Source organism: Paenibacillus vietnamensis (genome assembly GCF_020169515.1).
Lineage (GTDB): Bacteria > Bacillota > Bacilli > Paenibacillales > Paenibacillaceae > Pristimantibacillus > Pristimantibacillus vietnamensis.
The window spans coordinates 1-24484 of record NZ_JAHMHW010000031.1; the positions used below are offsets into that span (position 1 = coordinate 1).

General features: G+C 56.5%; 23 protein-coding genes and 1 riboswitch. Of the genes, 5 read left to right on the top strand and 18 right to left on the bottom strand.

The window, feature by feature from the left end; genetic code table 11:
- The first annotated feature begins 250 nt into the window (after window positions 1-250).
- Both KP806_RS27000 and KP806_RS27005 read left to right on the top strand, forming a co-directional pair.
- On the top strand, window positions 251-1546 hold the full coding sequence (locus KP806_RS27000) for an MFS transporter (RefSeq protein ID WP_224726855.1): 1296 nt from the start codon (window positions 251-253) through the stop codon (window positions 1544-1546).
- A gap of 139 nt (window positions 1547-1685) precedes the next feature.
- Window positions 1686-2552 (top strand): phosphosulfolactate synthase, encoded by an 867-nt coding sequence (locus tag KP806_RS27005; RefSeq protein WP_224726856.1) that lies wholly within the window; start codon window positions 1686-1688, stop codon window positions 2550-2552.
- 148 nt (window positions 2553-2700) lie between these two features.
- Here KP806_RS27005 and purD read toward each other — a convergent pair whose 3' ends face one another.
- The 15 genes from purD to msrA form a co-directional block, all read right to left on the bottom strand.
- Window positions 2701-3966, bottom strand: coding sequence for a phosphoribosylamine--glycine ligase (gene purD, locus KP806_RS27010; protein WP_224726857.1), 1266 nt, complete (start codon window positions 3964-3966; stop codon window positions 2701-2703).
- 16 nt (window positions 3967-3982) lie between these two features.
- A complete protein-coding gene (purH, locus tag KP806_RS27015) occupies window positions 3983-5530 on the bottom strand; it encodes a bifunctional phosphoribosylaminoimidazolecarboxamide formyltransferase/IMP cyclohydrolase (RefSeq protein ID WP_224726858.1) in 1548 nt (515 codons plus the stop codon).
- A 70-nt stretch (window positions 5531-5600) separates the two neighbouring features.
- Entirely contained in the window at window positions 5601-6221 is a 621-nt protein-coding gene (gene purN, locus KP806_RS27020) for a phosphoribosylglycinamide formyltransferase (protein WP_224726859.1), read from the bottom strand.
- Window positions 6221-7264 carry a phosphoribosylformylglycinamidine cyclo-ligase gene (purM, locus tag KP806_RS27025; RefSeq protein WP_224726860.1) on the bottom strand — a complete coding sequence of 348 codons (1044 nt, stop codon included), beginning with the start codon at window positions 7262-7264 and terminating at the stop codon, window positions 6221-6223. The genes purN and purM overlap by 1 nt, the downstream gene beginning before the upstream one ends.
- Window positions 7265-7312: 48 nt before the next feature.
- On the bottom strand, window positions 7313-8794 hold the full coding sequence (gene purF / locus KP806_RS27030) for an amidophosphoribosyltransferase (protein WP_224726861.1): 1482 nt from the start codon (window positions 8792-8794) through the stop codon (window positions 7313-7315).
- On the bottom strand, window positions 8779-11022 hold the full coding sequence (purL, locus tag KP806_RS27035; protein WP_224726862.1) for a phosphoribosylformylglycinamidine synthase subunit PurL: 2244 nt from the start codon (window positions 11020-11022) through the stop codon (window positions 8779-8781). The genes purF and purL overlap by 16 nt, the downstream gene beginning before the upstream one ends.
- Window positions 11000-11695 carry a phosphoribosylformylglycinamidine synthase subunit PurQ gene (gene purQ / locus KP806_RS27040; RefSeq protein WP_224726863.1) on the bottom strand — a complete coding sequence of 232 codons (696 nt, stop codon included), beginning with the start codon at window positions 11693-11695 and terminating at the stop codon, window positions 11000-11002. Before purQ ends, purL begins: the two co-directional genes overlap by 23 nt.
- A gap of 4 nt (window positions 11696-11699) precedes the next feature.
- A complete protein-coding gene (gene purS, locus KP806_RS27045; RefSeq protein WP_224726864.1) occupies window positions 11700-11942 on the bottom strand; it encodes a phosphoribosylformylglycinamidine synthase subunit PurS in 243 nt (80 codons plus the stop codon).
- 624 nt (window positions 11943-12566) lie between these two features.
- Window positions 12567-13463 (bottom strand): phosphoribosylaminoimidazolesuccinocarboxamide synthase, encoded by an 897-nt coding sequence (locus tag KP806_RS27050; protein WP_224726865.1) that lies wholly within the window; start codon window positions 13461-13463, stop codon window positions 12567-12569.
- Between the two features lie 13 nt (window positions 13464-13476).
- Window positions 13477-14772 carry an adenylosuccinate lyase gene (gene purB / locus KP806_RS27055; protein WP_224726866.1) on the bottom strand — a complete coding sequence of 432 codons (1296 nt, stop codon included), beginning with the start codon at window positions 14770-14772 and terminating at the stop codon, window positions 13477-13479.
- Between the two features lie 7 nt (window positions 14773-14779).
- Complete coding sequence (purK, locus tag KP806_RS27060; RefSeq protein ID WP_224726867.1) at window positions 14780-15991, bottom strand: 5-(carboxyamino)imidazole ribonucleotide synthase; 1212 nt, start codon at window positions 15989-15991, stop codon at window positions 14780-14782.
- Window positions 15988-16473, bottom strand: a complete 486-nt coding sequence (purE, locus tag KP806_RS27065; protein WP_167278805.1) for a 5-(carboxyamino)imidazole ribonucleotide mutase — start codon at window positions 16471-16473, stop codon at window positions 15988-15990. Before purE ends, purK begins: the two co-directional genes overlap by 4 nt.
- Before the next feature lie 356 nt (window positions 16474-16829).
- A riboswitch (purine riboswitch) is annotated at window positions 16830-16929 on the bottom strand.
- A 16-nt stretch (window positions 16930-16945) separates the two neighbouring features.
- Entirely contained in the window at window positions 16946-17146 is a 201-nt protein-coding gene (locus KP806_RS27070) for a hypothetical protein (protein ID WP_224726868.1), read from the bottom strand.
- A gap of 3 nt (window positions 17147-17149) precedes the next feature.
- On the bottom strand, window positions 17150-17719 hold the full coding sequence (locus KP806_RS27075) for a nitroreductase family protein (protein ID WP_224726869.1): 570 nt from the start codon (window positions 17717-17719) through the stop codon (window positions 17150-17152).
- 28 nt (window positions 17720-17747) lie between these two features.
- Entirely contained in the window at window positions 17748-18737 is a 990-nt protein-coding gene (gene msrA / locus KP806_RS27080; protein WP_224726870.1) for a peptide-methionine (S)-S-oxide reductase MsrA, read from the bottom strand.
- Window positions 18738-19013: 276 nt separating this feature from the next.
- Here msrA and KP806_RS27085 point away from each other — a divergent pair, with 276 nt between their 5' ends.
- The 3 genes from KP806_RS27085 (at window position 19014) to KP806_RS27095 (ending at window position 21591) form a co-directional block, all read left to right on the top strand.
- Window positions 19014-19445 (top strand): hypothetical protein, encoded by a 432-nt coding sequence (locus tag KP806_RS27085; RefSeq protein WP_224726871.1) that lies wholly within the window; start codon window positions 19014-19016, stop codon window positions 19443-19445.
- Window positions 19442-20518 carry a phosphodiester glycosidase family protein gene (locus KP806_RS27090; protein WP_224726872.1) on the top strand — a complete coding sequence of 359 codons (1077 nt, stop codon included), beginning with the start codon at window positions 19442-19444 and terminating at the stop codon, window positions 20516-20518. The genes KP806_RS27085 and KP806_RS27090 overlap by 4 nt, the downstream gene beginning before the upstream one ends.
- Before the next feature lie 107 nt (window positions 20519-20625).
- Entirely contained in the window at window positions 20626-21591 is a 966-nt protein-coding gene (locus KP806_RS27095) for a proline dehydrogenase family protein (RefSeq protein WP_224726873.1), read from the top strand.
- A gap of 201 nt (window positions 21592-21792) precedes the next feature.
- On the opposite strand, the gene KP806_RS27100 is transcribed toward KP806_RS27095, so the two are convergent.
- Genes KP806_RS27100 through KP806_RS27110 form a run of 3 tightly spaced genes read right to left on the bottom strand, consistent with a single transcriptional unit; the run spans window position 21793 to window position 24331 of the window.
- A complete protein-coding gene (locus KP806_RS27100; protein ID WP_224726874.1) occupies window positions 21793-22803 on the bottom strand; it encodes a 5-oxoprolinase subunit C family protein in 1011 nt (336 codons plus the stop codon).
- Window positions 22800-23567 carry a 5-oxoprolinase subunit PxpB gene (gene pxpB / locus KP806_RS27105; RefSeq protein ID WP_224726875.1) on the bottom strand — a complete coding sequence of 256 codons (768 nt, stop codon included), beginning with the start codon at window positions 23565-23567 and terminating at the stop codon, window positions 22800-22802. The genes KP806_RS27100 and pxpB overlap by 4 nt, the downstream gene beginning before the upstream one ends.
- Window positions 23564-24331, bottom strand: coding sequence for a LamB/YcsF family protein (locus KP806_RS27110; RefSeq protein ID WP_224726876.1), 768 nt, complete (start codon window positions 24329-24331; stop codon window positions 23564-23566). Before KP806_RS27110 ends, pxpB begins: the two co-directional genes overlap by 4 nt.
- Between the last annotated feature and the right edge of the window lie 153 nt (window positions 24332-24484).

Genomic DNA, 24484 nt, shown 5'->3' on the forward strand with positions numbered 1-24484 from the left:
CATTAATCCGTGAGGATTAACGGGGCAGTTTCACTCGTTGTTCAGTTTTCAAAGAGCAAGCAATTCTTTCTCTTGTTTCATCGCCGTCCGCGTCGTTCTTGCGGCCGGAAACATAATATAACACGGTTCGACATGATTAGGCAACTGTTTTTTTATTTTTTTTTAATATATTCATTTTTAAACGGAATAAAAGCCTGTAAATAAGCGAATAATTAGCGAGCAATTCATCCTATACGAGGTGCAAATACATATGGCGAACACTAAATCACGAAAACTGAATATCACATTTAAAAGCGATATGGACTTTAAAGATAGATCACCCGCCAAAACATCCGGATCGGAACCGGACAGCAAATCAAAGGGACGGATTTGGGAGTTTATTGCGCTGGCCACCATCCCGATGGTGCTTGTGTTTGGCAATTCGATGCTGGTCCCGGTATTGCCGGATATGCAGCGCGAGCTTGCCATCAGCAAATTCCAAAGCAGTTTGGTCATCTCCATTTTCTCCCTAGCTGCCGGCCTGTTTATTCCGGTGATCGGCTATTTGTCGGATCGCTTCGGACGGAAGGTTATCATTGTGCCCGCTTTGATCATTTACGGAAGCGCGGGGGTTTTGGCCGGGTTCGGCGCCATATGGGATTCTTATACCGTCATTATCGTCGCACGGGCCATACAAGGCTTATCGGCGGCCGGAACAGCCCCTGTGGCAATGGCGCTAGTAGGTGACTTGTACGACGGGGCCACGGAAAGCAAAGCGCTCGGTCTAATCGAGGCTTCAAACGGCGCAGGCAAGGTTTTTAGCCCGATCATCGGCTCCTTGCTGGCTTTGATCATTTGGTACGCTTCCTTCTTTGCTTTTCCGGTGTTCTGCGCACTCTCGCTGCTGGCGGTGTTGTTTCTAATCAAGGAGCAGAAGCATGAACAAAAGCAGGGTTTAAAGGCGTACATCCGAAAAATAGGGGATTTGTTCAAGGAAAAAGGACGCTGGCTCATTACCTCTTTTTTTGCAGGAGCGATGGCGCTGTTCATTTTATTCGGCGTGCTTTTTTATTTATCGAACATTCTCGAAGAGAAGCCCTACAGCATTGACGGAGTGAAAAAAGGTCTCGTTCTGGCCATCCCTCTGCTGGGTATGGTTATCACTTCCTATACAACCGGCAGCCTGATCAAAAAAAACGGCGTTCTAATCCGCTGGCTGATCAATATCGGGTTATTGGCCATGGCCCTTTCCCTCGCAGGCACCATTTTCTTTTTTAAAAACATTTACGTCTTCATCGGGCTTTTGACGGTCAGCAGCATCGGCACGGGCCTGCTTTTGCCTTGTTTAAACACAATGATCACCGGCGCCGTCCAAAAAAGCGAACGCGGCATGATTACTTCCCTGTACAACTGCTTGCGTTTTTTAGGCGTTGCTTTCGGTCCACCGTTGTTCGGCTGGATGATGGAAAAATCGGACCGGCTCGTTTTTATTGCCGTTTCATTGTTATCCTTAATTACCCTTGGCTTCGTCTTCTTTCTCATCAAACCTCCCGGAGAGGTCAATTAATCCGTCTCTTCTTTCCTTGCTGCCTGCTGCCCGCGTCGCCGGCCAACCGAAAAAAACTGGGCACACGCCCGGTACTGCCGGCATATGATACTCATGTCATTCGATGACGCGAAAAGACAACAGAATTGAGGAGATACGGATGAAGTGTTCCCTGTCTGCAGTTTGGCCCGCTGAATTACTAAACCCGAGCGGACTCCGCAAGTCATCAGGGCCGGATAACGGATATCCCGCCGCCAAACGGTCCACCGAACGCGGTCAAACAATGATAATTGACAAGGGGCTCGGAAGAAATGCCTTTATGGATTTAATCGAGTCAGCTTCCGATTACATCGATTGCATCAAATTGGGATTCGGAACAGCTGTTCTCTACCCTTCCGAGCTGCTTCTTTACAAGATTGGCTTAGCGAAAAAACACGGAATTACGATCATGCCGGGCGGCACACTGCTCGAAATTGCCGTTCAGCAGAATACGGCTCCTGCATTTTTGAATGCAATTTGCTCCTTGGGCTTTAGCGGCATGGAGGTGTCCGACGGAACGATCGAGCTAAGCCGGAAACAACGGACGGAGCTTATCCGTGAAGGAGTCAACTGCGGTCTTCGCGTCGTATCGGAGTACGGTAAAAAGCTATCCGGTTCATTAATCGACGCAGCGGATTTGGCGGTAACGGCGGAGTGCGACTTGGAGGCGGGCTCCGAGCTTGTCACTGTGGAAGCGCGCGAATCGGGCGTTGGGGTCGGCATCTTCGACAGTCAGGGAAATTGCCGGAAGGATCTGCTGGATGCCGTCATGCGGTTTGTGCCGGACTCGAAACGGCTCATGTGGGAAGCTCCTCTCAAGCATCAGCAGGTGATGCTTCTGGAGATGCTTGGGGCGGATACGCATTTGGGGAATATCCAGCCGGCCGATGCGATGTCTCTGGAAGCGCTGCGGCGCGGACTGCGTTCCGATACATTTAATTTCGGTTTGCAGGTCAGACAGGCGGAAGAATTTTGTTATATGATTTAATTTTTGGCGGGAAAAGCTCGTTTCACGATAAAAGATATGACAGTTATATGCTCAAACTTATAAATTCTTATCTTGAGAAAAAGCCCCTCAATCCGGTTTCCGGTTTGAGGGGCTTGCGTTTGTGCAGATGCACACAGAAGCATAAAGCTTATACTAGTGCTTTAGCCGCGATGTCCGTACGGTTCTGCTTGCCTTCGAACTCGATGACGCTAACCGCTTCATAGGCACGTGCACGGGCCTCTGCGATGTCGCGTCCGCGGCCGACGATGCCGAGCACGCGTCCGCCGCTCGTTACGGTTTGGCCGTCCTTCTCGGCCGTGCCTGCATGGAATACAAGCGCGCCCTGCGCTTCGGCTTCTGCGAGGCCGGAAATGACGCGGCCCTTCGGATAGGAGCCCGGATAACCCTCGGACGCTACGATGACGCATACCGCCGCCTCGTCGCTCCATCTGATATCGATTTGATCCAGATGCCCGTTCATGGATGCCAGTACGATATCAACAAGGTCCGTCTCCAGGCGAGGCAGAACGACCTGCGTTTCCGGATCGCCCATCCGCGCGTTGAACTCGATCGTTTTCGGACCGTCCTTCGTAATCATGAGGCCGGCGAACAGAACGCCGCGGAACGGCCGTCCTTCGCTGACCATCGCTTTTGCGGTCGGAATGATAATGTTCTGGATCGATTCGTCGATAATCGCTTGATCGATATGCGGAAGCGGCGTGTACGTTCCCATGCCTCCGGTATTCGGTCCTTTGTCGCCGTCGAAGATCGGCTTATGGTCCTGTGCAGGAACCATCGCGCGTACGGTCTCGCCGTCAACGAACGCCAAAATGGACATTTCCTGTCCTTCGAGGAATTCCTCGATGACAATTTGGTTGCCCGCTTCGCCGAACACCTTGTCCACCATCGCTTCGTGCAGCGCCTTCTCCGCTTCTTCAAGCGTTGCCGCCACCGTTACGCCTTTGCCTGCCGCCAGACCGTCAGCCTTGATGACGATCGGTACGGCTTGCTGGCGCAAATAAGCCAATGCCGCTTCATAATCCGTAAACGTTTCGTATTTGGCCGTTGGAATCTCGTATTTCTTGAGCAAATTTTTCATAAAAATTTTGCTGCCTTCGATTTCCGCCGCATTTTTGCGAGGGCCGTACGTCTGGATGCCTGCCGCTTCGAATGCATCGACGATGCCGTCCGCCAGCGGATCGTCCGGACCGACGAATACAAGGTCGATGTCCGCGTCCTTCGCAAAGCGGATCAGCTCGTCGAATTGATTCGCCGCGATCGGTACGCACTCGGCAAGCTGCGCAATGCCGGCATTGCCCGGCGCGCAGTACACTTCCTTCACTTTCTCGCTTTTCTTGAGCGCCCAGACGATCGCGTGCTCGCGTCCGCCGCCGCCGATAACTAAAATGCGCATAGTTGCTGCCTCCCCCTTAGTGCTTGAAATGACGAACGCCGGTGAATACCATCGCGATGTTATTCGCGTTTGCGGCAGCGATGGATTCCGCGTCCTTCACGGAGCCGCCAGGCTGGATAATCGCCGTGATGCCTGCTTTTGCAGCAAGCTCAACCGTGTCGCCCATCGGGAAGAATGCATCGGAAGCCAGGGCGGAGCCAGCCGCTTTCTCGCCTGCTTGCTCGATGGCGATGCGCGCTGCGCCGACGCGGTTCATTTGGCCTGCGCCGACTCCGATCGTCATATCGTCCTTGGCCAGCAGGATCGCATTCGACTTCACATGCTTAACGACCTTCCATCCGAACAGCAGCTGCTTCAGCTCTTCCGCTGTCGGTTTGCGGTCGGTCACAAATTGAAGATCTTCTTCCGTCAAGCTGTGAACGTCGCTCTCCTGTACGAGCATGCCGCCGTCAACCGAAGTGACGACCCATTCCGGCTTGCGCTCGCCCGCTGCGGAAAGCTCGCCCAGCTTGAGCAGACGGATGTTTTTCTTCTTCGTCAAAATTTCAAGCGCTTCAGGCGTGTAGTCCGGAGCAATGATAATTTCGAGGAAAATGCTGCCGAGAAGCTCAGCCGTGTCCGCGCCGATCGTACGGTTAGCCGCTACGATGCCGCCGAAAATCGACGTCGGATCCGCATCGTATGCCTTTTGGTAAGCCTCGTGAATCGTCGCTCCGATGCCAACTCCGCACGGATTCATATGCTTAACGGCTACGACTGCAGGCTCGTCGAATTCCTTGAGGATCGCAAGAGCGGCGTTCGCGTCGCCGATGTTGTTGTAGGACAGCTCTTTGCCGTGCAGTTGCTCAGCTGTTGTAATGTTGCCTTTAGCCGCTAGCGGCTTGCTGTAGAAAGCTGCTTTTTGATGCGGGTTCTCGCCGTAACGGAGGTCCTGCACTTTTTCGTAAGTAACCGTGTAAGTCTCAGGAAGCGGCTCGCCTACTTGCTTCGAAAGGTAATCCGAGATCAGGGAATCGTAAGCAGCCGTATGACGGAAAACTTTGGCCGCCAGGCGTTTACGCGTTTCCAGCGTCGTATCGCCTTGCGCCTTAACTTCCTCGAGAACCGTGCCGTAGTCGCCTGCATCTACAACAACCGTAACGAAGGCATGGTTTTTGGCAGCCGAGCGAAGCATCGTAGGACCGCCGATATCGATATTTTCGATCGCATCTTCATAGGATACATCCGGCTTCGCGATCGTTTGCTTGAACGGATACAGATTCACGATCACAAGATCGATGTAATCGAGGCCAAGCTCCTTCATCGCTTTCTGATGCTCTTCGTCGTCGCGTACGGCAAGCAGGCCGCTGTGAACGGCCGGATGCAGCGTTTTGACGCGTCCGTCCAAAATTTCCGGGAAGCCGGTTACATCGGAAATGCCGATGACCGGTACCCCTTCCTTCTGCAGCAGGCTGAATGTGCCCCCTGTCGAAATGATTTGCACGCCTTGATTGGCCAGCTCTCTGGAAAACTCTACGATACCCGTCTTATCGGACACACTGATTAACGCTCTGCGAATAGCCACGCAAATATCCTCCTCCTGTGATTGAATTAATATTAAATAAGCAGCTTCGCTGCATAAAGCACTAAAGGACTCAGGAATTGCCGCCGCTTACCGTAACCTTACGGCCTTCCAGCGACACGCGTCCCTGAGCGATTTGCTGGATGACCGAGGGCAGCAGCGCCTGCTCCGCCGCATGAATCCGTACGGCCAGCGAGTCTTCCGTATCCTCGTCCGTTACCACGACTGCGGTCTGCGCAATGATCGGGCCGCTGTCCATGCCCCCGTCCACGTAATGGACCGTAACGCCGGTCAGCTTGACGCCGTAGGACAGCGCCTGGCCGATGCCGTTGACGCCCGGGAACGCCGGAAGCAGCGACGGATGGATGTTGATCATCCGCCCGTAATACGGCTCCACCAGCACGGACGTGATAATGCGCATATACCCCGCAAGCACGATCAGCTCGACGCCGCGGCGCTCCAGCTCCGCGATAATTTCCGTCTCGTACGATTCCCGCGACGGATACTCCTTCGGCGTGAACAGGAACGTGTCCACGCCGGCCTTCTTTGCGCGCTCCACGACCGGAGCGGCAGGCTTGTCACAAACAAGAAGCTCGATGGTTACATCGAGCTTCCCCTCCTGCACCGCATCCACGATCGCTTGGAAATTCGTACCTTGTCCCGAGGCGAAAACGGCGATGCGAAGCGTTCCCATTATACGTCCGCTCCCGTAAACGTCACGATGCGGCTTCCTTCCGTAACCGTTCCGATACGGTAAGCCTGCTCGCCAAGCTCCGCCGCAATGCGCAGAGCTTCTTCCGCTTGATCGGCCGGAACGACAACTACCAGGCCGATGCCCATATTAAAGGTCGTGAACATATCGCGGTTCGAAATGCCGCCTTTGTTCTTCATTAGCTCAAAGATCGGCAAAATCGGCCACGAGCCGTACTTGATATCTACATTAACGCCGTCAGGCAGCACGCGCGGAATATTCTCGATAAAGCCGCCGCCTGTAATGTGCGCCATTCCCTTCACATTCACTTGCTCGATCAGCTTAAGCGCTGATTTCACATAAATGCGGGTAGGCTCGATCAGCACGTCGCCAAGCTTCGCGCCGCCAAGCTCGTCCAGCTGCTGGTCGAGCGTATAGCCGGCTTCCTCAAGCAGCAAACGGCGCACGAGCGAGAAGCCGTTGCTGTGGATGCCGCTCGATGAGAAGCCGATGACGGCGTCTCCGGCAGCGATCGACGAGCCGTCGATCATTTTTTTGCGGTCCACGATACCTACTGTGAAGCCCGCGATATCGTATTCGCCTTCACCGTACATGCCCGGCATTTCCGCCGTTTCGCCGCCGATCAGGGAGCAGCCCGCCTGCACGCAGCCCTCCGATATGCCGGCTACGATCGCTTCGATTTTGCCCGGCACAACCTTGTCGCATGCCAGGTAATCGAGGAAGAACAGCGGCTCTGCGCCTTGTACGATAATGTCGTTCACGCACATCGCCACGGCATCGATGCCGATCGTGTCATGCTTGTCCATAGCAAATGCAAGCTTCAGCTTCGTTCCGACGCCGTCCGTTCCGGAAACGAGCACGGGCTCCTCATACTTGTCCTTGTTCAAGCTGAACAGGCCGCCGAAGCCCCCAAGCTCCGCAAGCACCTCCGGGCGGTAAGTCCGCTTTACGTGCTTCTTCATCCGTTCAACCGCTTCGTTACCAGCCGCTATGTCGACGCCGGCTTTTTTGTACGCTTCTGACACTATCGGTCAACTCCTTAACTTGTTTTGCCTGCCTGCTATTTAACGCTGTTAACAGCTGCAGCTTTTGTCCGACTCCTCGTTCACGTAGGTCGGGTAGTCGTTATCGAAGCACGCCAGGCACATGCCGCGGTTGTACGCTCCGTCATTGCCGCCAACCGAATCAACAAAGCCCTCTTCGCTTAAAAATGACAATGAATCCGCATTGATCTGCTTTCTGATCTCCTCCACCGTGCGGTAAGAAGCGATCAATTCCTTGCGGTCAGGCGTATCGATGCCGTAGTAGCAAGGGTTTTTGAAAGGCGGCGACGTAATCCGGACATGCACCTCGGTCGCGCCTGCTTCGCGAAGCAGGTTGACGATTCTTAGCGATGTCGTGCCGCGAACGATCGAGTCGTCGATCATAACGACGCGTTTGCCTTCCACGACTTTGCGGACGGCCGACAGCTTCATTTTCACGCCTTTTTCCCGCAGCTCCTGGGAAGGCTGAATGAACGTCCTGCCTGTATATTTGTTCTTGATAAGGCCAAGCTCGTACGGAATGCCTGTCTGCTCCGCATAACCGATCGCCGCCGAAATACTCGAATCGGGCACGCCCGTTACGATATCCGCGTCAACGAACGATTCCTTCGCAAGCTGGCGTCCCATCCGTTTGCGCGCCGAGTGAATGTTAATGCCGTTAATGTCGCTGTCAGGACGGGCAAAATAAATGTATTCCATCGCGCACGTCGCGCGGCGTTCCACATGTGCATAACGGTCCTCACGCATGCCGTCCGCATCGAATATAAGCAGCTCGCCGGGTTGAACGTCGCGAACATACTCGGCTCCGATCGATTCGAACGCGCACGATTCGGACGAGAAGACGTAGCCGTCGCCGATGCGTCCCATGACGAGCGGGCGAAGCCCGTTCGGATCGGAAGCGACCAGCAGCTTGTCATTGGTCATAATCAGGAACGCAAAGCCCCCGATAATGCGCTGCAAAGCTTCCTTAGCGGCCGTCTCGAAATCCTTCGGAGAACGAGCGATCAAATGCGCGATAACCTCCGTGTCGCTGGATGTCTGGAAAATCGAGCCCGACATTTCCAGCTCGCGGCGGATTTCCGGCGCATTAACGATATTGCCGTTCGTAGCGACCGCCAGGTCGCCGTCCCGGTATCGGAAAATAAGCGGCTGCGCATTGGCAAGCTTGCTCTCTCCCGATGTGGAGTAGCGGACATGCCCGATAGCGCGGTCTCCCGCCAGCATATCCAGCTTCTCCTTATCGAAAACTTCCTTCACGAGGCCCATGCCGCGGTGGTACGCGAATTTTTTATCGTTTCTCGTATCCACCGTGCAGATCCCCGAGCTTTCCTCGCCGCGGTGCTGCAGAGCATGCAGGCCGTAGTAAGAGAGGTTGGACGCATCGGGGAGATTGAATACCCCGAATACGCCGCATTCTTCACGCAATTTATCAAAAATATCGTCCCGGCCGATGCCTTCGTTATAGTGGTTCCCCGTCCACAGCACAGGCTCCTGTCTTATTTCATCAGACATGGAATCGCATCCTTCCAGACCTTCTCCAGTTGTTGTACCGGCGCCTGAATGCCGGCTTTGCCGTTTACGTTAATGGTCAGGCTGCTGCCCTTAACAGTACCGATTTGATTGTTGATGACGCCATGCTCCGTAAGGAGCGCTTGAAGCTCAGCCGCTTTCTCCGGTTTAGCCGAGAGAAGAATGCGGGATTGCGACTCGCTGAACAGCAGGTGGTCCGCACGAAGCTCGGACGACAGCGCCACTTCCGCGCCGAGGCCGCCGCTGATGCACGATTCCGCCACCGCAGCCGCGATGCCGCCTTCGGACAAGTCATGCGCCGAAGCGACAAGACCTTTTTGAATAGCTGCCAATACGGCTCCTTGCACCTTCTTCTCGGTTTCCAGATCGATTTGCGGTGGACGTCCGGATGCCGCGCCTTCTAGCACGTATTGAAGCTCCGAGCCGCCAAGCTCCGCTTTCGTGTCGCCGATAAGGACGATTACATCGCCTTCGGTTTTAAAGCCTTGAGTCGTAATATGGTCGATGTCGTGCACGAGACCGACCATGCCGATAACCGGCGTCGGGTAGATCGCGCCCTTCGCGTTCTCGTTGTACAAGCTGACGTTGCCGCCGATAACCGGCGTATCCAGCTTGACGCAAGCCTCGGACATGCCGTCGGCCGCTTTCTCCAGCTGCCAGAACACTTCCGGCTTCTCCGGATTGCCGAAGTTCAGGTTGTCCGTTACGGCCAGCGGCTCGGCGCCGGAGCAAACGATGTTGCGCGCCGCTTCCGCTACCGCAATGCGGCCGCCCACTTCAGGATCCAGATACACATAACGGCCGTTGCAGTCCGTCGTCATCGCAAGCGCCTTGCGCGTGCCGTGAATCGTCACGACCGCTGCGTCGGAGCCCGGTTGAACGGCTGTCGAGGTGCGTACCATATAGTCATATTGATTATATACCCATTCTTTGCTCGCAACAGTCGGAGAAGCCAAAACCTTCTCCAAAGCGCCGGTCAAATCCGTAATTTCCGCAAAAGCACCGGTGTCCACCGCTGCGTTCTCGCCGTAGTAAGCAGGCTCCTGCGACGGCTTGTTGTAAACCGGGCACTCGTCGACGAGCGCTTTAACCGGCATGTCGGCAACCTCTTCGCCTTTGTGGAACAGGCGGAGGCGTCCGTCGTCGGTTACTTTGCCGACCTTGGCGCAAATAATGCCCCAGCGGTCGAAAATTTCCTTCGCCTGCGCTTCATGCTGCGGCTCAACAACGAACAGCATGCGCTCCTGCGACTCGGAAAGCATCATTTCATATGGAGTCATGCCCGTTTCGCGCTGCGGCACTTCATCCAGGTAAAGCTCAAGACCGTTGCCCGCCTTGGAAGCCATCTCCGCGCTGGAGCAAGTAAGGCCGGCAGCACCCATATCTTGAATGCCTAGAACGATGCCGGAATTAATCAGCTCAAGCGTAGCTTCCATAACGAGCTTCTCCATGAACGGATCGCCGACTTGAACTGCGGTACGCTTCTCCTCGGATTCTTCGGACAGCTCGACCGACGCGAACGTAGCGCCGTGAATGCCGTCGCGGCCCGTTGCAGGACCAACGTAGAATACCGGGTTGCCTACCCCTCTCGCCACGCCGCGCTGAATTTTGTCATGGTCGATCAGACCGACGCACATAGCGTTGACAAGCGGATTGCCTTCATAGCTTTCGTCGAACATGACTTCGCCCGCTACTGTCGGAATACCGATACAGTTGCCGTAGCCCGCGATGCCGCCGACGACATGCTCGAACAAATATTTAACGCGTTCGTTCTCGAGACGGCCGAAGCGCAAGCTGTTCAGCAAAGCGACCGGACGCGCGCCCATCGAGAAAATGTCGCGGATAATGCCGCCGACGCCTGTCGCCGCGCCTTGGTAAGGCTCGACTGCCGACGGATGGTTATGCGATTCGATTTTGAATACGACCGCTTGGTTGTCGCCGATGTCGACGATACCCGCGCCTTCGCCTGGACCCATCAGAACCCGCGGCCCTGTGATCGGGAACTTTTTAAGAATCGGCTTGGAGTTTTTGTAGGAGCAGTGCTCCGACCACATGACGCTGAATACGCCAATCTCCGTATAGTTAGGCTTGCGGCCTAGAAATCCGCAAATGAGCTCGTACTCGTAATCGGATACGCCAAACTGGCTGTAAATCTTCTGGTCGGCAATCTGTTCCGCCGTCGGCTCCTTAGCCGTTAACTGCTGCGCCATGCTGTTCCCTCCATGCATTCAAAATCGATGTGAACATCCGTTTGCCGTCTTCCGAGCCAAGCAGCTGATTGACCGCGCGCTCAGGGTGAGGCATCATGCCTACGACGTTGCCCGCTTTGTTGCTGATGCCCGCGATGTTCTCCACGGAACCGTTCGGGTTCGTGTCGCCCGCGTAGCGGAACACGATTTGATTGTTTGCTTTCAGCTCGGCAAGCGTCTCGTCGTCGCAGAAGTAGTTGCCTTCGCCGTGAGCGATCGGAATATTGATAATTTCGCCTTGCGAATATTGGTTCGTAAATGGAGTGCCGGCGTTCGCCACTTCAAGCGGCGATTGATGGCAGCGGAATTTGAGTCCGTTGTTGCGGATCAAAGCGCCCGGCAGGAGACCGGCTTCCGTCAAAATTTGAAATCCGTTGCAGATGCCAAGGATGTACTTGCCTGCTTCGGCCGCTTTCTTCACTTCGTTCATGACGTTAGCGAATTGGGCGATCGCGCCGCAGCGCAGGTAGTCGCCGTAGGAGAAGCCGCCAGGGACAAGAATGGCGTCGTACGCGGAAAGATCCGTGGCCGTGTGCCAAACGTAGTCTACCGGCTGGCCGATCGTTTCTTCCACGGCCTTGTAGCAGTCAATATCACAGTTGGAACCGGGAAATACGAGTACTGCAAACTTCATCGCCTTATCCCTCCAGCTCAAAACGGTAGTCTTCTACGACTGTGTTCGCGAACAGTTTCTCGCACATCGCTTTAATGCGCGTTTCCGCTTCCGCGCGGTCGGTCGTGTCAAGCTCGACTTCCAGGTATTTGCCGATGCGGACCTTCTCCACCTCGGAGAAACCGAGAGTGTGAAGCGCTCCTTGTACAGCTGTTCCTTGCGGATCCAAAACGTTTTGCTTGATGGTGACGTAGACGGTTGCCTTCATAGTAGCCTCCTGGAAAATGGGTTTTTCTCGCGCGGATGATCAAAAAATTCGTTCAGCGTTGCTCCGTGCACGCGCGGGGGTTATTGCCTGCGTCGATATTGAAGCCGGGAAATTGGATTTAATTACACATGAATAATGTGATTTCCCGACTTCAAAAATCGATCGCTGTCGCTCTCCGGCAACAACCCCTCGCGCTTAGCACTCGCAAGCTGTTTCTTTCTCAAACCTTTGCGAGGGTAGTCGGTGAAGCAAGGGAGCAGCCGGGCTGTGCAGCCGGCTGCCTGCTTTTAAATAACTGTATTTCATGTCGTTAATTTAACGGTTTACGGCGTTTTTGGAAGAATAGCTGTATTTGATGCCCTTAATGTCGCACATTCTGACCATCCGGCTATCGGTTAGCGGAATTAAACGCATCATCTACAGTTATTTTCCGGCAGAACGCGTAACCCGTTTGTTTAAGTACATGAATTGCAGTTATTTTTCTTCATGTACTAAATAAAGTTCTATTACTTTACTTACGTTCGTAGAGGCCAAACGTTACATTTGATGGAACTTCTGCTCTTCGCAAATGCTTCATAAGGATTTGGTCTAATAGCAGCGATTGAAGATGTAAACAAAAGCCTTCTATAACTCAACGCCGGTTAAGCGGCGGTAGATGTCGCGGTAGCGGGCCGTCGTTTCGGCTACTACGGAATCCGGCAGCGGTGCCGGCTTGCTGTCGCGATCCCAGTCGGAGCCCAGCAGGTACGTGCGTACCGGCTCCTTGTCCATGCTGTCGATCTCGATGTCGTACGCATAATTACTCTCCGCCCAGAAGCGCGAGGAGTCCGGCGTAAAAATTTCGTCGATCAAAATGACCTTGCCGTCGATAAGTCCGAATTCGAATTTGCAGTCGGCAAGTATGATGCCGCGCTCGGCGCAATAGCCGTGCGCAAATTGATAAAGCTTGATGCTCCGGTCGCGAAGCTCCTCCGCCAGCTCGGTGCCGATCATTTCGGCCATCCGCTCGAACGGGATGTCCTCGTCGTGGCCGACGTCGTTTTTGGCGGCCGGCGTAAAGATCGGCTCCGGAAAACGCTCGTTTTTGCGAAGGCCCGCCGGCAGCTCGATGCCGTTGATCGCAGACGTTTGTTGGTATTGTCTCCAACCTCCGCCCGTGATATAGCCCCGGACGACGCATTCGATGTCGATGCGCTCCGCCTTGCGGGTTACCATGATCCGGTTCTTCAGCAGCTCCGGCTCGGTGACGATGCCGGCAAGCTTCTCCACGTCGGTATGCACGACATGGTTCGGCTGGATGTCCGCCGTTTGCTCGAACCAGAATGCGGACAAACGGTTCAGCACGTTTCCTTTGTCCGGAACCGCCGGATCCAGCACGTAGTCGAATGCGGAAATCCGGTCGGTCACGACGATCAGATAATGCTCGCCAAGGTCGTACAGCTCGCGCACCTTGCCTTTGTATATAAGCGGTGCCTTGATATAGTCAGCGGCAGTGGACAATGCTTGCGTGTTTGCTGTCATCGCGTCCGTCCCCCTATTTCAAGCCCAGACGCTCGAAAATCGTATCGACGTTCTTCAAATGCCATGCCGGGTTGAAGCAATCTTCGATTTCTTCGGCGGACAGCACCTCGGTAATCGCAGGCGTCGATTCCACGATCGAGCGGAATTGGCGCTGCTCCTCCCATGCCTGCATCGCACGCGGCTGCACGGTGTCGTACGCCTGCTCGCGGCTGAAGCCCTTGTCGATCAGCTTCGTCATGACGCGGCCGGAGAACGGTACGCCGTAAGTTGCCTGCATGTTGCGCTTCATGTTTTCCGGGAACACCGTCAGGTTGTTGATAATGTTGCCCAGACGGTTCAGCATGTAGTTAAGCAGCATAGTCGCATCCGGCAAAATGATACGTTCCGTCGAGGAGTGGCTGATGTCGCGCTCATGCCAGAGCGGCACGTTCTCGTACGCTGTTATCATATGACCGCGGATGACGCGGGCAAGACCGGAAATGTTCTCGCAGCCGATTGGGTTGCGCTTGTGCGGCATTGCCGATGAGCCCTTCTGGCCTTTCGCAAACGGCTCCTCCACCTCGCGGAATTCGCTCTTCTGCAGGGCGCGGATTTCGGTAGCGAATTTGTCCAGCGATGTCGCGATCAGAGCAAGTGTCCCCATGTATTCCGCATGACGGTCGCGCTGCAGCGTTTGGGTCGAGATCGGAGCCGCTTTGATGCCGAGCTTGGTACAGACAAACGATTCAACCTGCGGGTCGATGTTCGCGTAAGTGCCAACCGCGCCGGACATTTTGCCGTACTGCACGCCGTCGGCGGCATGGCGGAAACGCTCCAGGTTGCGCTTCATTTCCTCGTACCACAGAGCCATTTTCAAACCGAAGGTCGTCGGCTCGGCGTGAACGCCGTGCGTCCGTCCCATCATCGGCGTATCTTTGTACTGAATCGCTTTGCCGCGCAAAATTTCGATAAAACGTTCGATGTCGCTGGTCAGGATCGCGTTTGCTTGAAGAAGCAGGTAGCCGAGAGCCGTGTCTACGACGTCGGTGGACGTAAGACCGTAGTGCACCCATTTGCGCTCGGGTCCGACCGTTTCCGATACGGCGCGCGTGAACGCGATCACGTCGTGGCGCGTCTCCTGCTCGATTTCATAAATCCGGTCGATATCGAAGCTCGCCGAACGGCGGAGCGCTTCAACGTCCTCTTTCGGAATAACTCCAAGCTCCGACCAAGCCTCGCATGCGCAAAGCTCGACCTCCAGCCACGCCTTGAATTTGTTCTCCTCCGTCCAGATCGCTCTCATTTCCGGTCTGCTGTAACGCTCTAACATAAACGCTTCACACCTTCCAAATTTTTGTTTCTTCAATCCAACGAAGCGCGGCGTCCGTATCCGGAGCCAGCACGTTCACATGACCCATCTTCCGCTTGACGACGGCTTCCTTCTTCCCGTACAAATGCACCTTCGGTGCCGCCCCGAGCCGCTCCGCCGCTTCATCCCTGCCGGCCATCCGCTCCAGAAGCGGACCGACATGCTGCCCGAGCACGTTCACCATCACAACCGGGCTCATCAGCACCGTGTCGCCGAGAGGCAAATTGCAAATCGCCCGTACATGCTGCTCGAACTGCGACGTCCGGCAAGCCTCCATCGTGTAATGCCCGCTGTTATGCGGCCGCGGCGCAAGCTCGTTCACGTACAGCTCACCGTCCGCCGTATAGAACAGCTCAACGGCGATCAAGCCGACGACGCCGAGCCCTTCCGCGATGCGGACCGCGAGCTTCTGAGCCTCGCGCTGCACGTCCTCGCCGATCCTTGCCGGCACGATGGACAGATGCAATATATTATCGACGTGAATATTTTCCGCCGGAGGGAACGTTTTTATTTCCCCCTGCGGGCTTCGCGCCGCTATGACCGATAATTCCTTCTCGAAGCGGATGAACTGCTCCAGCACCAGCTGCACGCCCGCGCGGGACAAGGTCTCATACGCTTCCCCGATTTCATCCTCGCTGCGGATGACCCACTGGCCTTTGCCGTCGTAGCCGCCCGTTGCCGTCTTCAGCACGCACGGCGTGCCGAACTCGGCAACCGCTGCGCGCAATCCGTCCTCGCTGACAATTTCGCGGTAAGGGGCAACCCGAACGCCGGCAGCCTCGATCGCCTGCTTCTCGCGAAGCCTGTGCTGCGTCGTATACAGCAGCTCGCTGCCCTGCGGCACGTACGATTCGGCCATAAGCATCGCCGCAACGCCGGCGTCGACATTCTCGAACTCGTACGTGATCACATCCGAACGCTCCGCAAGCTCGCGCGCCGCCTCGCGGTTGTCGTACGCGGCGACGATCTGCTCCGCTACCTGTCCGGCCGGCGCGTCCGGCGTCGGATCCAGCGCAACGAACCGGTAGCCCATCGCGCTGCCCGCGTTCGCCATCATCCGGCCCAGCTGGCCGCCGCCCAAAATTCCGATCGTGCTGCCCGGCAGCAGCGTCGGCAACCCGCCGGAATGCCGCACCGAAGCGCCGGCGCCTCCGGTCAGCTTGTCCGCCTCGTTACTCATAATGTCTCACTGCTTTCAAGCACTTCCTGCTTCACGCGCTCGCGCCGCGCTTCCACGCGCGCCTGCACCTCGGGATCGAACGCCCCGAGCATTTGGGCCGCCAGAAGCCCCGCATTCGTGCCGCCCGCGTTGCCGATTGCCACCGTTGCGACCGGAATGCCGCCAGGCATCTGTACGATCGACAGAAGCGAATCCAGTCCGCTCAGATTCGAGGATTTCACGGGAACGCCAATAACCGGCAAAATCGTCTTTGCAGCGACCATGCCGGGCAAGTGTGCGGCTCCGCCGGCTCCGGCGATGATCACCTTAAGCCCGCGCTCTGCCGCGGTTTCCGCGTATTCAAACATTAAATCCGGCGTACGGTGCGCCGAGACGACTTTTTTCTCGTAAGGAATTTGCAATTCCTCCAGAACGTCGCAGGCTAGTTTCATTGTGTCCCAATCCGATTTGCTGCCCATGATGACGCCCACCTTCGCAGACATGCGATCATACCTACTTTCGTTTATAAATTTAATTGCCATTGCCATTCCGCTTACCTATAACATAACCATTCTTAAAGCGAAAAAAGCCCTTCGGCAGCCTTGAACGAATACAGGAGCGCCTCGGGACCCGAGCGAAGGTGGAGGGCAAAATCCGGATTTCCGGGAATCCCGGCTCGTGCCGCCTACCTTACATGAACATGACTTCGCGCCTCGGCACGGGCCAATGAGAACAACAGAAGGCTGCCCCATATAGAGAGGCAACCTATGAATCCCCAGGTCATCCGGATGCTGCGTATGCTTCCCGGGAGCCGAACCCCGTCGGTAAATCCGGAAGCGACCTATGGCCAGGTCCCGCTTGTCATTTCATTTGTGCTCGTAGTCCGGAAATTACGGTTCCCGGGTAGAAACATTCAGGCCTAATCCCAAATATATACGAGAATTTTCCTATTGGGCGGCATGCTCCGCCTCAAACCTACTCTAGTTTATCGAATCGGCATTCTACTGTCAATAAAATACGAACATTAAAATAAGGTGCTTTTATAAAGGTTCGCTTTTCCGTCCGACGCAACCGGTAAATGGGAACAGTATGCCCAATATTAGGTGTTTCCCCTCTCCTTTTAAAACAAATAAAGGACAGCGATGCCGCATCGATTGCCGCACCGCTGTCCGTCATTCCTTATTCCACCCAAACCGTCTTCGCCGTCGCCGGCACCCGCGCCGGCTCGAGCGGCGTCATATCCGGATACCCCAGATAAACCAGTCCGACAAGCTGCTCCTTGGCGGAAAGGCCGAACGTTTCCTTCATTAACGAATGGTACATCGGCTCTCCCGAGCGCCAGATCGCGCCCAGCCCGTTCGCGTGCGCCGCCAGCAGCAGGTTTTGCACCGCTGCATGGGCGGCCGCAAGCTCCTCCGCGAGAACCGCCCGCGGATCGTCCGAAGGCGAGCACACCGCCGCGATGACGACCGGCGCGCGGAATGCCTTCGTTCTCTCCTTCGCAAGCCGGTCCTCCAGCGGCTGCCCGCTCAGACCGGGAGCCGCCGCTGCCGATACCCTGGCGTAGCCCTCTGCCAGCCTCGACCTGCCGTCCCCTGTCATAACGATAAATTTCCACGGCTGCGTATTATGATGGCTCGGCGCCCAGATCGCCGACTCCAGCACCTTCTCGATGAGCGCGCGGTCGACGGGATCCTTTTTCACCCTTCCGACCGTTCTCCGCGTTCGGATCGCTTCTTCCACGTTCATTTTTCGGCTCCTCCTCCCCAGAGTTCCCCTATTCCTTCTTAAACATTGACAAATACTCGCCGTAGCCTTCCCGCTCCAGCGCGTCCTTCGGCACAAACCGGAGCGACGCCGAATTGATGCAGTAGCGCTGGCCGGTCGGCTGCGGGCCGTCGTCGAACACGTGGCCGAGGTGGGAATCCCCCTCCTTGCTCCGTACTTCGACCCTCACCATATAATGCGAAGTATCCGTATGCTCCGTAACGGCGGATGCCTGCAGCGGCTTCGTAAAGCTCGGCCAGCCGCAGCCGGCGTCATATTTGTCGAGCGAGCTGAACAGCGGCTCTCCCGATACGATATCGACGTAGATGCCATCCTCCGTATGATCCCAATATTCGCCGGTAAACGGACGTTCGGTCCCGCTGTTTTGCGTCACCTCGTATTGGATCGGCGTCAGGCGCGCCTTCAGCTCGGCCTTATCCTTCTTCACAGACCAATGTGTCGTAAGGAAAGCATCGCGGCCGGAGCCTTTCCGGTACATTTTGTATCGGAACGGATTTTTATGGTGATAGCCCTGATGATAATCCTCGGCCGGATAAAACGGCTTCGCCGGCTCGATTTCGGTTACGATCGGCTTGTCGAAGCGCCCGCTTGCTTCAAGCGCCTGCTTGGACTCCAGCGCAAGACGGCGCTGCTCCTCATCGTAATAATAGATGCCGGTACGGTACGACTCCCCCCGGTCATGGAATTGTCCGCCCGCATCGGTCGGATCGATCTGCCGCCAGAAAATATCCAGCAGCTTCTCGTAAGGGAAGACGTCCGGATCGTACGTAATTTGAACGGCCTCGGTGTGGCCCGTCGTCTCGGAGCACACTTCCTCGTAAGTCGGGTTCACCTTATGCCCGCCCGTATAGCCGGAAACAACCGACACGATGCCCGGCATTTCCTCGAACGGCGAAACCATGCACCAGAAGCAGCCTCCGGCGAACATCGCTTTCGCTTGCCTGCGGCCAGCGCCGCTATTTGTAATTGGTTGATCCATGATGATCACCCTCCCATATGGCTCAAATACTTAACCCTTTGCATACCTCTCTATTATACATGACATTGGCTCTCCACCACAAAAGACTCCGTCCTTGGTCATTCGCCTTTCGTCACGCCTCGGACAATATCTCGACTTCTGCATCCCGCTCATTGTGACAATCGGGTGACATACGCAACTATACGACTATGCCTGCAGTCTAATATAATAAACCATGCTTGCAGTTCGTTCATCCAATCGTAGGTGCAAGTGACCAATGTGAGAGGTGAATGAATAATGAGTGATTTGATTTTGGAAAAACGTACTGCCGGCACAGTTGAGAATTTGACAAGGCGCAAAAAAAGCAACCGGTCTTTTCTTCTGTTCATCTGCCTATGGATGTTGATTATAGCCTGCGGCATTGCAGGCGCGAAGCTGTACTCGGACCGCATGCAGCAGGCGCTCGCCGCCGATCTGGAGCGGCAAACCGCCGCGCAGATTACAGCGATGCAGCAAACCTACGAGGCCCGGCTGGTCCAAATGGAGACAAGCTACGCGGCCGATCTGGCCGAACTGCAAGCCAAGGTGGACGCCCTGAACGAGCTGCTCACCTTCACGAAGGACAATGCGGACTCCAAAACGGATAACAGCAATAAGCTGTACACGCAGTTAAATGAAGTGAAGAAGCAGCTTGCCGAGCTGAAAAAAAATCTGGACGTGCTGAAATGAACATCACCGTCAAAACGTTAAACCGCACGGCGCTGCTCGCCCTCGCCCCGTTCATCGGCATCCTGTTCTGGCTGCTCGCATCCGATCCCGCCATCCAATTGTCCGAGGAAGCCTTCCCGCAGCCCGCGTCCGAGCGGCTCCCGCTGCCGGGAACCGATATTTCCGGCGCATCCGCCGGTCTCGATCAAGCCAAGGAGACGGCCGTGCTTACGGCCCAATCGATCCGGAAGCAAATCCGGCTTTACAACCAGACCAATGCCGACATGGCGAAAATATCGGCCCTTGCCGCTTCGCAGGCCGTCAGGCCGCTGATCATTTACGACCGGGGCATCACGGGCAAGCTCGGCAAGCCTTCCGGCATTATCGAATCGGATAACATCCGGGCTCAGCTTTACCATATCCAGACGCAAAACTTCAAAGCCTATGCGCTGAAGGTGAAGCTGAAAAGCGATGACGCCATGAAAATGACCTTGGGCGGCGATGAAGTCGGCAAATCGGAGACGACCCTCCAGGCCGTGAACCGCCACAAAGCGATAGCGGGCATCAACGCCGGCGGCTTCGCCGACGGCGGAGGCAAGCGTTACCCGCTCAGCACGACGATCGTGGACGGCAAATACGCTTCCGGGTTTCAGGCTTCTTATGCGGATTTGTTTTTTGTCGGGCTTAACGAACGCAATGAGCTGATCGGCGGCAAATATTTGACGAAGCAGCAGCTCGACGCCAAAAAGCCGAAGTTCGGCGCGTCGTTCGTTCCCATCCTGATGCGCGGCGGCGCCAAACAGCCGATTCCGGCCAAATGGCAGACAAGCCCGCGGCGCGCGCCGCGTACGGTCATCGCCAACTACAAGGACGACCAGCTGCTGTTTCTCGTGACCGACGGCTACGACGAATTCGGAAGCTCCGGCGCGACGCTCGAGGAAATGCAAATTTTGCTGCAAAGATACGGCGCGGTCGACGGGTACAATCTGGACGGAGGCGGCTCCTCCTCGCTCATTTTTAACGGCAGAGTCGTCAACAAGCCGTCCGACGGCCAGCTTCGCAAGCTGCCGACGCATTTTTTGTTTTTCAAATAATTCGGCATATCGGGTGCGATCCCGCCCTCCTTCGGAATATACTAATACCGGGCTCCGTACGTCACAAAAATCATGCAGACGCTCGGCCGGAAAGGGGCTGCTGGCAAATGGGAATCGCATCGACATGGTACCGCAAAACCTTACTTACAGTAACGGGCATACCGCTGGTGGAGAAGCTCGGGGTCACCTACGGCAAAAGGCTTGCAGGGAGGTTTATTGCCGGAGAGACGCTGGAGGAAGCGCTTGATGAGGTAGGCCGGCTCGGCAGCCTCGGCATTATGGCTACGCTCGACCATTTGGGGGAGGGCATCCGGGATCTGAGCGAGGCTGCCGCCTACAAGGAACAGTATATTAAACTTATTACCGGCATTGCCGAGCGCAAGGCGAATTCGAACGTCTCCCTCAAGCCCACCCAAATGGGGCTTGCTCTCGATCAGCCCGCCTGCTACGGGAATATCCGGGACGTCGTCAAGCATGCCCGCCGCCACCGGAATTTCGTGCGCATCGATATGGAGAATTCGCCGTTCACGCAGGCGACGATCGATATGGTCCGGCGCCTTCACAAGGAAGGCCTGACGAATGTCGGCACCGTGCTTCAGGCTTATCTGCACCGGACGGAGCAGGATGCGGCCGAGCTGATCGGCGAGCGCATCAGCCTCAGGCTCGTTAAAGGGGCCTACAAGGAACCGGCATCGCTCGCTTACCAGAAAACGTCCGAGATCCTTGACAGCTTCAGGCGCATGATCGCCCTCCATCTCGAAAAAAAGGCTTATACGGCGATCGCAACCCACGACGACAACGTGATTGGCTGGGTGAAGGCTTATGCTCGCACGAAAGGCATCCCGAAACATGCGTTTGAATTTCAAATGCTGTACGGCCTCCGCATGAGCGAGCAGGAGAAGCTGGCCAAGGAAGGGTACCGTATCCGCTGCTACGTGCCGTACGGCGTCATGTGGTACCCTTACTTCACGCGCCGGCTCGCGGAGAAGCCCGCCAACCTGATGATGGTGCTGAAGCATATGTCCGTCAAAAAGCGTAATCGGTTGTCTCCGTTCTCGGGAGGCAAAGGCTAGTATCGCGGTGTAAGATAAACCGTTTATTTGCTCCATTAATCATTTCTTTGATCAAGCGTAAACGGCTGTCGCCGTCCTTTGGCGGCAAAAGCTCGCCATCGCGATGAAATATAAGTCCAGTATAAAGTGAAATTTATACTTTCTTATATTTTAAACAAAAAGCGCTGAAGCGTCCTTCAAGGCCGCCCCGGCGCTTTTATATTATGTCCGGCCTTTTAGCAGGACGGCCGCCTTCAGCAGCTGAAGATCCCGTTCGGAGGCAAAATAAAGCCGCTCCGCCTCCTGCTGCGTAACCGCTTCGAAGCGGAAGCGGTCGCCCGGCTTCAGCTGCGCGAATACCGGGATATCGACCGAAGCGACATGTGCGATCCGCGGATAGCCGCCCGTCGTCTGACGATCCGCCAGCAGCACGATCGGATTGCCGTCAGGCGGCAATTGCACCGTCCCGGCAGCTACCGCTTCGGACAGCAGCTCTAACGGCTGCCGGAGCTGCAGCTTGTGCGCGCCCTCCAGCCGGCAGCCCATCCGGTCCGACCGGATGCCGATCCGGAACGTCTCGCCGAACAGCCCGGTCCGGCTCTCCTCCGTCAATAACGGAAAATGGGCGCCCGGCATCGCCCGTATGACGGTTTCCTCGAGATGGGAGGCTAGCGCAAAATGCGCCGCATGCCAGCCGGCGGCCGCAAAACCGCTGCCGTCAGGGATTGCGGGCAGCGATTTCATGAGGCTGACCGACAGCTTGCCCGCGGTCTTGGCACGAAGCGTGTCTCCTGCCTTGAGCGCCCTACCTTCATAGCCTCCGAACCCGCCGCGCAAATAAGTGCTTCTACTGCCTAACCGTTCCGGCACATCCAGCCCTCCCCAGACCGCGACATACGAACGGCAGCCTGACCGGCAGCGGCCGAATTTGATTTTCACGCCCTTCCGGACGATGACCGGCCGCCATAAAGGCAGCGGCACCCCGTCCGCTTCCGCCGCCGCATCCGCACCGCATATGGCCAGCAGCCCGTCCTCCTCGAGCAAAAGCTCAGTCCCGCCGAGCGTCAGCTCCAGCACCGCTTCGCCCTCGCCGTTGCCGACGAGCAGATTGGCAGTGCGCGCCGCGCCGGCATCCATCGCTCCGCCGACGGGGACGCCGAACTTCTGGAGGCCGTATCTGCCTAAATCCTGTACGGTCGCAAGCAGACCCGGCTTAAGTATGCGTATGTTCATCGCTCAACCTCCCGGTACCGCTTGTATTGCTCCGAAGTGATGGGTATAAAACGAACACGGTCGCCCGGGCCGAGCAGGCTGGGAGAGGGGGCGTCTGGCTGAAACAGCTTAACCGGCGTTCTGCCGATCAGCTGCCAGCCGCCCGGCGTGGCAAGCGGGTAAACGCCTGTCTGCCCGCCGGCAATGCCCACACTGCCCTCGGGGATGACCGTGCGCGGAGTGCTTCTGCGCGGCGCAGCGATTCGCTCCGGCATTCCTCCCAAGTAAGGAAAACCCGGAGCAAAGCCGAGCATGTAGACGAGGTAAGCCTCTCCGGAGTGAATGGCGATCACGTCGTCCTCGGATATACCGTTATGCGCAGCGACAAAGGACAGGTCGGGGCCGTGCTCCCCGCCGTAGCAGACCGGAATGTCTACGGTCCTTCCATGCGCAGGTGCGCTTCCGGCATCCGTCTGCGCTTCTTCCAGCAGTCGCTCCACGCGGCTGCACACCGTTTCCAGCACTGTAGCATGCCGAAGCTCGGCTCCGGAACGGCTTAACTTGACCGCAAGCGGATCATAATGGACCGCAACAGCCGCATAGGACGGCACACACTCCCGCAGCCCCGGAAATGGCCGCGCCTTCAGCCAAGCAGCCGCCGCCGTCACTCGGCGATGCGTCTCCTCGTCAATCGCGCTGCCCAAGCTGACCAGAACGGCGGAATCGCCAAGCGGCGACAGCCGTGGATAGCCTTCCCGGCCCTGGTCGTAAGCCGATTTCGTCATCCAGGGTCCCCCGCTCTCCTGACCAGAATGCCTTCCTTGTCCAATGCCTCCCGCAAGCGTGCGGCATGCTCCGCCGCGCCCGGCGTATCTCCGTGTAGGCATACCGTCTCCGCCTTCAGCGCAAGCTCGCTCCCCTGCCGCGTCCGGACGGCGCCGCGCTTAATCATGCCGACCGCCTGCTCTGCGGCCAGTCCGGCGTCAGCAATAACGGCTCCCGGCGTTCCGCGCGGGGTCAGCGCGCCGTCCGCCTCGTAGGAACGGTCTGCGAACACTTCGCTGACGGTTCTGAGGCCGGCGGCCTCGCCCGCCCAGATCAGCTCGCTGCCCGACAGCCCGAACAGCAAAAGCCGCGCATCCACCTTGTACACGGCTTCGGCTATCGCGTCGGCAAGCGGCCTGCTGGCCGCCGCCATGTTATACAAGGCGCCGTGCGGCTTGACGTGCCGGAGTTCCCCTCCCTCGGACCTTGCGAACGCCTGAACCGCCCCAAGCTGATAGACCGTCAGCTCGTAAGCTTCCTGCGGGGTAATCTGCATCGTCCGCCTGCCGAAGCCTGCCAAATCCGGCAGCCCCGGATGGGCGCCGATTGCGACGCCGTGCTCCAGCGCCAGCTTCACCGTCTTCCTGATCGTCGCCGCATCTCCCGCATGGAAGCCGCAGGCGATATTCGCCGAAGTAATATATTTCATAAGCTCCCGGTCCCGGCCCGCCGTGTAGACGCCAAACCCTTCCCCCATGTCGCAGTTCAAATCGATCCGGTGCATGCCCGCCTCCCCTTCCTTATCCGATAGATTAACGAAAATTATAGCAAATTTTTGCGTCCATGCCCCGTATGCCAAGCGTAAACGGCTGTCGCCGTCCTTTGGCGGCAAAAGCTCGTTTCGCGATGAAATATAAGTCAAGTATAAAGTAAAATT